The organism is Chryseobacterium artocarpi (genome assembly GCF_001684975.1).
Lineage (GTDB): Bacteria > Bacteroidota > Bacteroidia > Flavobacteriales > Weeksellaceae > Chryseobacterium > Chryseobacterium artocarpi.
Genome location: NZ_MAYH01000034.1, coordinates 440,634 through 452,621, shown reverse-complemented (window position 1 = coordinate 452,621; position 11,988 = coordinate 440,634). Strand labels below are relative to the sequence as shown.

The following is an 11,988-nucleotide window of genomic DNA, read 5'->3' as shown; positions in this document are numbered from 1 at the left end:
AAGTTAATTTGTATCTAAAACTCTGAAGAAAGTTAAGAATATTTTATGGTGGAAAAAAGAATTTATTGAGGTGCTGCAATTCCTATGATCACAGCAAAGTTTCCATCTTTCTGAATCCATTTTTTTTCAGGAAGATAAGTTCTTGAAACAAATCCATCAAGATATAAAGCATTTTTACAGCCCATTTCTTTGAAGAGTTGAGCAAGACTGTAAAAATTAATTTCTTTTTTCGACATTGCGAAAATAACGTCTCCATTTTCTGAAATTCCGACACCGTTTCTGATATTCAGATTTTTAGACTCTTCTTTAAATATTGGATTTATTTTACCATTGATAAGCAGCATCGGACCGGATTGGGTAGCATATCTGATTATTGTATTTTGTCTGTATTTTGGGGTTTCTATAATTCCAGCCTGGTTGTCTTTGGTGATATAAAAAACTCCATTGGGAGGCAGATAGAAATTTCCAGAACCGTTGAGTGTATCTATTGATTTGAGGAGTTTAAAATTTTCAATATAAAGTCCTTTTGGGGAATTGTCCGGTTCAAACATTCCTCCGTTCATTGCAAATATTAATTTTTCATTGCCGGATTCTACTTCATTTTTTAAATGTTCGATACTTTTCAGAGTTTCATTTCTATTATTTTTCCAGTAGAATTTTATGTTTTGTGTTTTAGGATTTACCTGATAGACTACAAAATGATCATCATGTTTTATTTTTTCTTTACAGCCTGTGCAGAGAACGAGTAGGAGAGTGAGGAGAAAAGCATGTATTTTAAACATATGAAATAGAATATATATTTAGTAATCCACTATAATATCATCCAGGTTTTCAATTACGAAAAGAAAATTATCAATATATTCGTCATTGGGTGGCGTTTCATAACTTTTTTTCAGTTGAGCAATTTCTTTTTTCGACATTCCACGCGTGTTTTCTCTGGATAGATCCGATTTTTTACTGTCATTCCAGTCTTCAAGATATTTTTTAACATCGGCTTTATACTTTTCAGTCTTTTTATAGCCTTCAAACTGATCAACTTTAAATTTTATAAAACCATCCTGATCCAGCTCTTTATCCTTTACAATCTTATCGCGCTGAACGGTTATTACCTGATATTTATCATATAAAGATGAGTAACCGAAATCTGCAGATTGAATCAATTTTCCTTGTGGAATGATCAACACTCCAGAATAATTGAGTTCTATTTTTTTGTCACCGAATGTTTTTTTGAAAACAGAAATATATTCGTATTTATCTGAATTTACATCTAGAATCTTAATATCTACTACACTCAGGATATTATTTTCAATTTTAAATGTTGCGATATAGCCTCGGTGATTTGAGCTTGTACCTATCGTTGTTACTTCATTTATTCCTTCTTTTAAGTCTTTATTTCCATAAACGGGATGTTCATCCGGATGCTCATCAAAATATTTTTCGAGAGGATTATTTAATAATTTGTATTCCTTATTGTTGATAATGATTCTGTCCGGCACCTGCCCTGTAGCAAGGATTTTTATAATTGAAAAAGTAAAAGAAATAAAAAATAATCTGAGTTTCATCGTGGAAAATTGAATGATAAAAGTAAGTAAAATATGATCCAGAAATTATATATTTCCTTCGGAATTATAATTAAATATTTTTTTCTTTTATGTAGAATCAACATGATAATTAAAAATATCAGAATAATGATTGATGAATGAATTATAAATCATCCTCAGCTGCCCAGCTACTAAAAGCAACATCTGCTTCTCCGATTTCAATCACTTTATTTTTATGAGTCATTATTCCAAGCCCGTGTTCACCATCCCATGAGCATGAAAAGCTGATACCAATATACGGGTGATTATTTTTAATTACTGAAGTTATATAAAAACCGTTTGGAGATAAGAGATTAGCAAAACCTTGAATGTTATTTAAATCCGGCATAAAATCAACTTTGTCTTCTTCCGGATAATTATATATTTTTTGTAATTCAGTATATTTTTTTAACAGTTCAGATAAGATGTTTTCTAAGATCATCTTTTGATTTATTTGTAAATAATCAAATCCATTGTGTTGTTCCTGCGTTGGTTCATCTGTGTATTCATCATTTTCATCCCAAATTTCATAGTCAAATTCGTCGTCGTCTTCATTGAAAAAAGATTGCCAGTATTCTAATTTCAATGGAGTATAATCCGCGGATTCATATTCCTTAATTTCTTTATGGGATAAGTCTCTTGGATGTTCAATATGTCTGTTGAAAAACTCATAACAGAAGGAATCCTGAGAAAAAATATAATCTGCGTTTTCAGTATAACACAGATTGAAATATTCGAGCGCTTTTTCTTCATTACCACATTCCAGGCAACATTTTCCGGCATAGTAATGACGGAAATAGGAAGGATTATTTTTAGAAGCATTGTGAAGATTTAGAATTTCCATCCATCGCATCATATTTCCGAAATCTTTTTTCCACATATATTCGTGAATCATTCTGCTGCTGATTATATATGCCGAATAATTTTCATATTTTTCTTCATCAGCTTCAGCCCATTTTTTCTCAATAAAATCAATAATTTCCTCCTTGGTAATCTGAGAGGTTTTCAACATGGATTTTTCTAAAAATATATTGATCTCATTAATGATTTTTTCTGCGTCTGACATGATCGGTTTATTTTAATTATTGCTGAAATTTATCTGGATTTGTTTTCATACTTTTTAAATAAAGCATCATCATAAGGAATGTACATTGATAACTCTTTTGCTTCCCATTCTCCACCTTCAGAGGTCTGATAAAAATCATAAGAGTTATCAAGGAAATTCTCTCCGTCCGGAGCCTCCTGCCAATCATTTTTTTCTCTGTTATATAGAAGAATCATACAGCTTACACAACTATAGTTTTCTCCTTTATTAGGATTCTCGTAGCATTTTCCGATCTTGATGCTTAATTTTTGATTGATGATAACATCAGTCAGACGTCTTTGAGTCAATTTAATCAGAGCAATTTGAGCATCTTCATCATCCGGACTCTTTTTAGCAGAGACTAAATTTTCAAAATGAGCATTTTCAATTTTCTTTAATTCTTCTTTTTTCGTATTTCCTGTTAATAGATCAATATTATAAGGATGGAAATCTGGAACCGATTCTACTACAACTGTCTGGATTGTTCCGGAAGGATTTTCTGCCAGAATTTTTTGATTGGTCTCATAGTTTTTCCAGTCTTCTTCATTGTATGTAATGTACTGTTGTATTTTGTATAGAAGGTTTTCTCTGTCATTCAGCCAGATAAAGTTACTTGCGATAAGAAATATGATGATGATTCCAAGGGTAATACCTATGGTTTTTAGAATTTTTTTTGTGTTCATGGTCTTTAAATTTTAATGGTTTTGATGTGTCAATTTTAAGAATCTTGTGCAAAACCATACTGTATTGCAGTTTTGAGAACTTCAATATGAATATCTTTCAATGCCTTAAATTTAATACAATATCCTGTCACTTTTGCCTTACCTATTTTTTCTCCGAATGCTTGTGCTAAATAAGTTTTATCATCAATACCCATTATATACACAGAAATTCCCGTTGTATTGGCGCTTATTCCAATGCGATAAAATTCCTTAGTAGTGCCGTCAGTATATGAAATAGTATAAGCTCCGTATCCGATATTAGGGTTGGAAACAATCTTACCTTCACTGTCTTTCCCATCCAGAAACCAGAGTTTGCAGTTCGGCAGAAGTTCCAGAATATTATGATGAAGTACCATCATATCACTACGTTTTGGTTCTGGCTGGCTATTGATATATTCTTTGATTTGGTCTTGAATGGTCATAATTTTTAGAACAATATAACTGTTAAATGAATTACCCAATAAATTACTAATGAATATGTATTTGGTTTAATGAGATATTGAAAGTACTATTTTTTATTATTCAGAATGGTTTTAATGGCATCAGAAATTTCAAATAGTTTTCCATGATAATTATTTCCCAGCAGAATAATGGTGAGCTTTTCGTCCAGATCAGAAACCAAAAGAGCTTCATAGTTTCCGGCTCTTCCATCATGTATATGCTCAACCAGTTTTTTGTTTTTAAATTTTGCTTCTCCCATAGATGATTGAGTTTCCGGGAGATTAAATTGCTGCCCTAGTTCAAATAAAGAATTTTCATTCATTATTTTATTTGAATGAAGGCATTTTGTCCATTTTAATAAGTCTGTAGTGGTTAAATAAGTTCCTCCGGTAATAGGGAGATCAGCTTTGTCTGGCACTAAATCAATATTAAATCCTCTAGCTATATTTTTTTCATTTTCAAAAGGAGTCATAACAGAAGAAGTCATGTTGCAGGGTTTGAAAATAAATTTTTCAGCATATTGATTAAAGGGAATTCCTGTTAAGCGTTCAATGATAAAATGACGTAGAAATATATTATTGTTGTTATAACCGTAATCCGTTCCAGGTTTAAATTCCAGAGAATCTATAAGCAGTAAACCATCGAAAAGATCTTTATCATTTTTAATTTTTTTCCAGTTTACGTCGGGAATACCACTCGTGTATTGTAATAAATTTTTTATGGTAACATCATTTGCCCATTTGGGTAATTCCGGAATATATTTAGAAACAGGATCTTCTGTTTTCAACTTTCCCTGTTCCTGTAATTGTAATATAGCAGCGGCACTGAATTCTTTTGTGATAGAACCTATATTAAACCTGTCATCACCAGTTAGTCTCTTTGTTTTTGTAGCATCCCTAAAACCAAAAGAAGCATTATAAATGATCTTATTATCTTTTGAAACTAAAACATTTCCGTTGAAAGTGCCGCTTTGACTGAATTGTTTTATTAAAGAATCAATTTGTACAGCTTTTTTTGTTTGGGAAAATAGCAGATTAGAAAGAAGTAGGAAAGAGGTGAAAAGTAAAAACAGTTGTTTGCAATAATTCTGCATATTTATTTTGTGTCTGTGAGTTATAAGTTTATTGACTATCTGAATTCATTGATTTTTTATAAAAAACTTAATTGTTCATTATAAATTAACCCTGTTTTAGATGTTGTAAAAATAGAGTAAAATATCTTTGGATGTTAGGAAAAAATAAACCGCTCTGAAAGCAGAACGGTTTTGAGTAAAAGCTATTTTTCAGCCATTATTTTATCTTTCTCTTTTTGAAATTCCTCTTCAGATAAGACTCCTGAATCTTTGAGTTCCTTGATCTTTTTCAGTCGGTCATATTTTGTTTCTGAATTTATATGTTGAGATTTTTCTTTAGGCAAAAATTCATCGGGAACAATTACTTCACCTGATCTGATTGCATTTTCCAGATCAACTTCATAGTTCATGAGACCGCTTCCGATTTTAGCATAGTACACGAAACCATTTTTTTTGTTTCCTCTCGGCATTATTTTTTTTACTTTAAATGTCAGCCCGGAATTACTTCTTTTAAAAGAATTTGCCTGATTCGCAAGACCTTGATATCCCGTGTTTGAGGTATAATTGAATAAAGAAGAAGCATTGGTTCTGATAAATTTAAAATCTCCGTCATTCATAGAGCCTGTCCCGATTTTCAGATCCAAACCTTCATACACTTTAAAACCCGTTGAAGTAATCAGCGTATCATTTTCAAATATTGGTGCGGTTTGAGAATAAGAAATTCCAAAAATTAAAAGCGTAAAAATTAATAGTACTTGTTTCATTGTTTTATTTTTAATGATCAAAAATTGAAAACCAAAAGTAAAACGAATGATAGATGTTACCTTACGGGAACCCTTATCTGTAGGGAATTTATACTACTATCTTTAATAAATGAAAGCCGCTCTGTTTTCCAGAACGGCTTTTGTTTTTATAATTAATAGAATTTGTCTGGGATGAGAAAAATTAATCTAATAAATTGTTTTGATGTAAACTGTCAAAGATTATTTTATCAACTTCAGATACTTTGTCTTTGTCTGAATAGTTAAGCCATTTCATTTCTTCAATTTCAGAACTGGCTTTTAATTCTCCGGAATATTCTCCAGAATAGCAAGTCATTTTTACAATAATGCCTTCTGCATGTCCGTGAGCTTGAGCTTCAAAAGTTCCGATATAATGTAATGTTTTGCCGTCAATGGTTACATTTAATTCTTCCCATATTTCACGAACTAGAGCTTGTTCATCGGTTTCTCCAGCCTCTCTTTTACCTCCGGGAATATAATATTTTTCTTTTCCGTAGCTTTTTGTGGAGAGAATAGATTTATCTTTTAGTTCGATCCAGGCGAGTTTGTCAATGATTGTTTTGTTGTGCATTTTTAGCGATAATATTTGATATAGTTCTATAATAAATTTTAATATAAAGGTTCTCCATTGAGGTCAGTTGTCAGTACTTCACTCATATAATCGAAAAACGGACGCATAGCCAGGAGAGTTTGTAAAGCTTCCTTTTGAAAGCTGTCTGAGAAAACCTCTTTATCCGTAAATTTTCGCATGACTACGAATTGTTTTTTTCTGATTAAATCTATCGCAGGATGGTTTTTCTCAAAGCCTCGTGGAGCTGTTTTTACCGAATCACCCTGTAGCTCTCCGAAATATTTTACAAAAGTTTTATCAGAGATGATTTTTTCAATTTCCGTTGTACTGATTTCAAATTCTTTACGGATACGAAGTAAATCTTTTGCCTCAGGTCCCCAAAAACCACCGCCTACAAAGCTGTTGCCAGGTTCCAGCTGAATATAATATCCGCCTCTCAACATGGGTTTTGAACGGGAATATCCAACACCGAAGTTGGTTTTATAAGGTGTCTGATCTTTTGAGAAACGAACATCTCTGTAAATTCTGAAAATATGAATTCCTTTGAGTTGATCATATTCCTGAAGTTCATTATAGATCTGATTGAAAAGAGTTTTGTTTTCTTTTACAACCGAATCATATTCAGATTTGTGTTTAGAAAACCATTCCCGGTTGTTATTTTCTTTTAATTGGTTGAGGAATTCAAATGCTTTTTTCATGTGGGTAAGGAGTTTTGACGCTTTTATATGTGATCAGGTTGTTGTCCGAAGTCTGATCATTTTTTATTTGATAAGTAAAATGCTATTAAATCTGGATTTTCCTCATCAACAAAAGTTGTTTTCTCAAAATGGAATTTTTCAAGAAGCTGGGTTGAACTTAGATTGTCTTTATGGGTAAAAGCCTCAATTGTTTGAATTTCAAGAGTCTGAAAAGTAAAATCAAGAATTTTTTTTAATGCTTCATTCATGATTCCCTGTCGCTGATAATCGGGTAAAAGCTCGTATCCGATTTCACATGTTTTAAGGTCGTCTGAAAAATTAAAAATACAAATGGTTCCAACAAGTTTTTTATTATTAGAGTTTGTAATGCCCCAATAAAGCCCAGTATTATTTTTGAAACCCTCATTTACTTTTTGAATAAAGGCTAATGCTTCATCTGTAGTTCTGGTGAGTTGGCGACCAAGATATTTATTCACACTTATATCAGATCTGAGGGAGAGGATCTCTTGAACATCACTTTCTGACGGTTGACGAAGTGTCAATCTTTCGGTTGTCAATATGGGAAAAGTGGTTAAGATCTTATTGAACATTCTTATATTTTATTTTAATTGGTTGAGAAATTCAAATGCTTTTTTATGCGGGTAAGGGGGGACGATTTTATTTATAAACGAATTTGTTTTTTGAAGTGGGGTATATTAATAATATTTACTTCAAGATGATTGCAACAATTAACAGGGTTAATAAAATACCAATGTATAGAAGCTGAGTTCCTCCTTTTTTTGTTAAATATTTTTTTCTCTGTTCATACTCAGAGAATTTTTTTTCTGCTTTTTTAATTGTTCGTTTTGCTCTTTTAATGTATAAATAATTTCCGCTAAATCCTGCAACTATAAGTGATAGAATTGTAATGATAAAACTTACAAGTTTTGTTTGTTCTATACCAATTTTATCTGTTAAAAAAAAGTTTTCAAAAGCTGTTTCAGTATAAAGGATTAAAAAAATAACGATTGTTTCCAAATACATTTTTCTATAAAGAAACCAAAGTAATCCGAAGATAAAAGTAGCATAGTTAAAAGTAAATTTTTTCCCATTTTCATAGAGCTCTAGCTTTTCAAGGTAATATGAATTGCGTTTCTGGAAAAGATCTTCATATAGTTGATTCTGATTCACTGTTTGTAGGCTTTATTTTCTTGTTGTATAAAAAAATATGTATTACTATTTATTTGTAATCATTATATTTTTTAAGGGCTTTATCTTATAATCCTTACCTGTTGTAACACCCCTTTTTCATTTTTATAACTGAAAATGTAGGTTCCTTTTGGCACATTTGATAGATCTATGGTTTTATTATAATAGGCAACACCATTGATGATCTGTTTCCCGTCTGTTGGGTAAATTGTGTATTCAAATTGATTGCTGTTGTTTTTATTGCTGATAACAAAGCCGTTTCTATTGGCACTGGTGTAGACTCTTGTTTTACTTTCATGATCGTCATTGGTTGCTGTTGAAGAAAGTACACTTTCATTAATATCAGCTACTTGGGTGCTTTTAATGGATGATTTAAGTAGAGATGTTGTACTTCCGCCGATGATGTATAGTTTATCGTCATATACTTCTGCAGCAGCGTGTCTTCTGGGAATCATATTGGATGATAGCTGATGTACTTTATTGGTTGTTGTATCAAAATAGGCTAGAAAAGTTTGATTATTATACCCCCCTACAATAAAAATCTTATTACCGGATACAGCTAATGAGTGTCCGGATATCCCGGAAGGCATAATATACTTATCGGTCCAAAGATTCGTTTTGAGATCGAAAACATTGATCAGACGAGATGAAGTACCATTAAAACCACCAATTACATACAGCTTATCATTTACGATTTTACCCTTTGTTTCTCTGGCTGTAGGCATATCCGGTAAGGGATTCCATGTATTGGAAGCGATGTCGTAATACTGAAATTTATCAGAAAATACAGTGGTTGACGCACCGTTTAGTCCGCTGCCACCAAACACGTATATTTTGCCATTATAGATTGCAGAGCCAGCATTTCCTGTATAGGAACGATTAGTAGCGCCCTTCGTTATTTGATTGGTTGCAAGGTCCAGAATTTCAAGATGGCTATTTCCCCAACCGTTAAAAATATAGATTTTATTATCGTAAGTCTCAGAATTAGCAAATCTTTTGGGAAGGAGAGTAGAATTGAGAATACTCCAGCTGTTATCGGTAATATTATATTTTTCAATATATTTTGCATTACCGCTGTTTTCCAGATACCCGTTGTTCACATAGATATTATCATTCACAATTACACTGGTTGTGCCCCCTCTGCCTCCAGACATATTGGCGAGATTTTTAAACTGAAGGGTTTGTGCATGGGTGAATAATGAACCCAAAAATGAAAGGAATAATAATTTTGTTTTCACTGGTGTAGATTTTAGTTTAAATTGTGATGAGGAAATAGTGGTTTAAAGATAGGGAAAAAGTTAAAGAGAATTTTCTAAAATCGCTTTTAACCAGATGAGTATTTATACAAATAGACATATATGAGCAAATACATTTACTAGACTATTTTTTTATTCCAAAATGAATTTGTATCAATTTTTTTAATTGTCTTTTTTTTATCATTTTGTTTCGTATTGTAAAGCTATCAGCTTCCTGTTCTTCACTGTTTTTGTTTAATTTGCTTCTCCAGCATTTCCTCTATTTCTTTCAGCATTTTTTCTTTTACAATATACGTCTTAGCAAATTTGTTGTTGAGATACATATTAAAATTCATACTTATGCCCCAGACTCCAGCTCTGTCTTGCCCTTCTGTAAAAGTGGGAAAAAGATTAATTAAACAAAGAATATTTCGTTTTAAAGACGTTGATAATGATGGTGTGTTAGCAAAATCATCAATTACAATTAACTTAAATATTTTCTTACCTAAAGTTTTTCCAAATATTGCTTCGCTGATTGTACCATACATGATAACTAATGCAGTAGCGGAAAGTAAACTTTTAAGGATTGTAAGGTTGAAAAAATAAAGTAAGATTAAAATACACGGAAGTATATCTATAATTTTCGCAAATAATCTTTGTGTTTCACTATTTTTAAAATATGGATTGTATTTGAAGTCATACTCGTATTCTTCAAAAATTCTACGTCCATGTTTGTCAGTTATTCTTGATGGTCTATGGATGATTCTGTGAACTTTTAATTCTGATATTCTCAATGGTTATTATTTATAATGACGTTCAATAGTTATTATTTATTTTCGGCTAGTAATTTTAAGGAAAATAAATAGTCACTATCAAAATCAATGGTTCTTATTTTATCTTTTGTAAACTCTCTTTCTTCCCCCCAATTTGCGTTCAAATCAATCCAGGTTAGAATAATTTTTTCATCAGTAAGTTTTTTTAATTTCCCGGGATAAATAGCATCACCTCTTTTCTTAGCCAAACTGAAAATTCCAAAGTTTTTCTGTATACTCTCAACTATTGAATCAAAATTTTTAAGTGGTATTTTATGTATTTTCTTACCAACCGAAATGCCTTTTAATTCCATTGCTTTTTCTACAAATTCAGTATCATCATTTGTTGTAATATTTTTGATATTACAATTTTTTATAATAGAATATCCATCTAAAACAAAATCAACAGGATTGGATTTGATTAAAAACCAGTTTTTACTATAGTTAATTAAAATTCCTTTTTGTGGTTCTTTGTCTTCAAACTCAATGATAATAAGTTTATTTAATAATTTTTTCATGTTTTTTTATTTAATGCTAAGTACTGTATAGGTGCGTTCAGCTAGCTTCCTTTTACTGTTTCTTAATTCTTTATTGAGCTGAAAATTCAATGTGTAAGGATTGTTAACTTTCCACAAATAATTTAAATTTGATTATTTCGTCAGAAGTTTCAACAAGAATCCAGTAGAAATTATTTTCTTTATTGATAACTTGATAAATGTATCGATCTCCTTTTTTGCTGAAATTCTTTCTTCCATTGTTATTGCTTTCAATGAACTCCAGTTCAAATTTATTTTTACTGATCCATTTGTAGGATAATTTTGAATAGGTCCCGTCAGTAAAAGTTTCTACCCAGAAATTTTTGTCAGTTTTTACGATTGTTTTTTGATCACCATCATATTCTAAATAATAGAATTTACTACTATTCTTAAATTTTTTGATTTCACTTTCGGATACTGTAATGTCAGGAAGCGTATTCAATCTTGCCCAATTATCACTTTTTATAGGATCTATTCTTTGTAAATAATCTTTAAAACTTTGACATCTGTTCTGTAATCTGAAATATAAATGATTGAATTTCTCTTGACGTTCAGAATCTGAAAATTGAGCCAAATAAGGATGAATAAATTTTTGGGATATATTTTTGATTTTTAATGAATCGCTCATACTTTCATTTTGCTTGAGGTCCGAGCATATTTTATCAATCATTTGGTCGGTGGTATCTGAATGATTTTGTGCACGTAAAAATGCTGAGAGTAATAACGTAATTACTAAAATTGAGCTTCTCATGATAAATAGTTTTTAGTTTTTTGATGCCCAAATCTACGAATTATAAAGATCTTCTTAGCTATAAGAAATAAGGAGTATTTCTGTAAAATAGGAAGCTTTGGCGGAGTGGTATTTCCTTTTCTTCGGATGATGATCCTATGATGAATCTATCAATATTTATCTCACCTTGATCTGCTTTTTCAGGTAGGATTACCCCCTTACCTAAGGGGGTAGAGGGGGTTGCATAAGGGGGGATACCAGGTTGATGGACGGGGTATAGGCAGTTCCGAAGGGGGTACATCCCCTTAGGTAAGGGGCTCTAGGGGGTTATAGAAGGGGGTAGAGGGGGTTGTATAAGGGGGTATACCCAGTTATTCAACGGTCTGAAGGGAGTTTTGAAGGGTGTGTATCCCCTTAGGTAAGGGGTTCTAGGTGGTTATGAAAGTGTCTTTAGCCCCTTTGCGAAGGGGCTAAAGACGGGTATTAAAGTGGCTGGATGGGGTATAGAAGAGGATAAAAGCGGTTTTTTACCCTGAT

Annotated in this window: 15 protein-coding genes; all 15 read right to left on the bottom strand. The window is 31.7% G+C overall.

What is annotated here, in order from left to right; genetic code table 11:
- Nucleotides 1–62 precede the first annotated feature (62 nt).
- Nucleotides 63–782, bottom strand: a complete 720-nt coding sequence (locus tag BBI01_RS13585; protein WP_065395205.1) for a phosphodiester glycosidase family protein — start codon at nt 780–782, stop codon at nt 63–65.
- 18 nt (nt 783–800) lie between these two features.
- Nucleotides 801–1,562, bottom strand: coding sequence for a hypothetical protein (locus tag BBI01_RS13580; RefSeq protein ID WP_065395204.1), 762 nt, complete (start codon nt 1,560–1,562; stop codon nt 801–803).
- Nucleotides 1,563–1,704: 142 nt separating this feature from the next.
- Nucleotides 1,705–2,646, bottom strand: coding sequence for a DUF6985 domain-containing protein (locus BBI01_RS13575; RefSeq protein ID WP_065395203.1), 942 nt, complete (start codon nt 2,644–2,646; stop codon nt 1,705–1,707).
- A 29-nt stretch (nt 2,647–2,675) separates the two neighbouring features.
- Nucleotides 2,676–3,347, bottom strand: coding sequence for a hypothetical protein (locus BBI01_RS13570; protein ID WP_065395202.1), 672 nt, complete (start codon nt 3,345–3,347; stop codon nt 2,676–2,678).
- A 35-nt stretch (nt 3,348–3,382) separates the two neighbouring features.
- Nucleotides 3,383–3,808 (bottom strand): DUF1801 domain-containing protein, encoded by a 426-nt coding sequence (locus tag BBI01_RS13565; protein WP_065395201.1) that lies wholly within the window; start codon nt 3,806–3,808, stop codon nt 3,383–3,385.
- An 86-nt stretch (nt 3,809–3,894) separates the two neighbouring features.
- Nucleotides 3,895–4,920 carry a serine hydrolase domain-containing protein gene (locus BBI01_RS13560; RefSeq protein ID WP_065395200.1) on the bottom strand — a complete coding sequence of 342 codons (1,026 nt, stop codon included), beginning with the start codon at nt 4,918–4,920 and terminating at the stop codon, nt 3,895–3,897.
- A gap of 182 nt (nt 4,921–5,102) precedes the next feature.
- Entirely contained in the window at nt 5,103–5,663 is a 561-nt protein-coding gene (locus BBI01_RS13555; RefSeq protein WP_065395199.1) for an SHOCT domain-containing protein, read from the bottom strand.
- A 181-nt stretch (nt 5,664–5,844) separates the two neighbouring features.
- On the bottom strand, nt 5,845–6,252 hold the full coding sequence (locus BBI01_RS13550) for an NUDIX hydrolase (RefSeq protein ID WP_065395198.1): 408 nt from the start codon (nt 6,250–6,252) through the stop codon (nt 5,845–5,847).
- A gap of 38 nt (nt 6,253–6,290) precedes the next feature.
- Nucleotides 6,291–6,950: a DUF2461 domain-containing protein gene (locus tag BBI01_RS13545; RefSeq protein WP_065395197.1), complete on the bottom strand. Its 660-nt coding sequence runs from the start codon at nt 6,948–6,950 to the stop codon at nt 6,291–6,293.
- 56 nt (nt 6,951–7,006) lie between these two features.
- Nucleotides 7,007–7,507 carry a GNAT family N-acetyltransferase gene (locus tag BBI01_RS13540; RefSeq protein WP_228394007.1) on the bottom strand — a complete coding sequence of 167 codons (501 nt, stop codon included), beginning with the start codon at nt 7,505–7,507 and terminating at the stop codon, nt 7,007–7,009.
- Nucleotides 7,508–7,655: 148 nt separating this feature from the next.
- On the bottom strand, nt 7,656–8,120 hold the full coding sequence (locus tag BBI01_RS13535) for a DUF2628 domain-containing protein (RefSeq protein WP_065395195.1): 465 nt from the start codon (nt 8,118–8,120) through the stop codon (nt 7,656–7,658).
- An 80-nt stretch (nt 8,121–8,200) separates the two neighbouring features.
- Nucleotides 8,201–9,376 carry a T9SS C-terminal target domain-containing protein gene (locus tag BBI01_RS13530; protein WP_123862149.1) on the bottom strand — a complete coding sequence of 392 codons (1,176 nt, stop codon included), beginning with the start codon at nt 9,374–9,376 and terminating at the stop codon, nt 8,201–8,203.
- Between the two features lie 239 nt (nt 9,377–9,615).
- Nucleotides 9,616–10,167 carry an RDD family protein gene (locus BBI01_RS13525; protein ID WP_065395193.1) on the bottom strand — a complete coding sequence of 184 codons (552 nt, stop codon included), beginning with the start codon at nt 10,165–10,167 and terminating at the stop codon, nt 9,616–9,618.
- 32 nt (nt 10,168–10,199) lie between these two features.
- The gene (locus tag BBI01_RS13520; protein WP_065395192.1) at nt 10,200–10,703 is read right to left on the bottom strand and encodes a hypothetical protein; all 504 of its coding nucleotides are present in this window, start codon (nt 10,701–10,703) and stop codon (nt 10,200–10,202) included.
- Between the two features lie 103 nt (nt 10,704–10,806).
- On the bottom strand, nt 10,807–11,472 hold the full coding sequence (locus tag BBI01_RS13515) for a hypothetical protein (protein WP_065395191.1): 666 nt from the start codon (nt 11,470–11,472) through the stop codon (nt 10,807–10,809).
- Between the last annotated feature and the right edge of the window lie 516 nt (nt 11,473–11,988).

What these genes read in the sequence shown, in the direction of transcription:
- BBI01_RS13585 (WP_065395205.1), bottom strand. Translation starts at nt 782, where the DNA reads ATGTTTAAAATACATGCTTTTCTCCTCACTCTCCTACTCGTTCTCTGC.
- BBI01_RS13580 (WP_065395204.1), bottom strand. Translation starts at nt 1,562, where the DNA reads ATGAAACTCAGATTATTTTTTATTTCTTTTACTTTTTCAATTATAAAA.
- BBI01_RS13575 (WP_065395203.1), bottom strand. Translation starts at nt 2,646, where the DNA reads ATGTCAGACGCAGAAAAAATCATTAATGAGATCAATATATTTTTAGAA.
- BBI01_RS13570 (WP_065395202.1), bottom strand. Translation starts at nt 3,347, where the DNA reads ATGAACACAAAAAAAATTCTAAAAACCATAGGTATTACCCTTGGAATC.
- BBI01_RS13565 (WP_065395201.1), bottom strand. Translation starts at nt 3,808, where the DNA reads ATGACCATTCAAGACCAAATCAAAGAATATATCAATAGCCAGCCAGAA.
- BBI01_RS13560 (WP_065395200.1), bottom strand. Translation starts at nt 4,920, where the DNA reads ATGCAGAATTATTGCAAACAACTGTTTTTACTTTTCACCTCTTTCCTA.
- BBI01_RS13555 (WP_065395199.1), bottom strand. Translation starts at nt 5,663, where the DNA reads ATGAAACAAGTACTATTAATTTTTACGCTTTTAATTTTTGGAATTTCT.
- BBI01_RS13550 (WP_065395198.1), bottom strand. Translation starts at nt 6,252, where the DNA reads ATGCACAACAAAACAATCATTGACAAACTCGCCTGGATCGAACTAAAA.
- BBI01_RS13545 (WP_065395197.1), bottom strand. Translation starts at nt 6,950, where the DNA reads ATGAAAAAAGCATTTGAATTCCTCAACCAATTAAAAGAAAATAACAAC.
- BBI01_RS13520 (WP_065395192.1), bottom strand. Translation starts at nt 10,703, where the DNA reads ATGAAAAAATTATTAAATAAACTTATTATCATTGAGTTTGAAGACAAA.
- BBI01_RS13515 (WP_065395191.1), bottom strand. Translation starts at nt 11,472, where the DNA reads ATGAGAAGCTCAATTTTAGTAATTACGTTATTACTCTCAGCATTTTTA.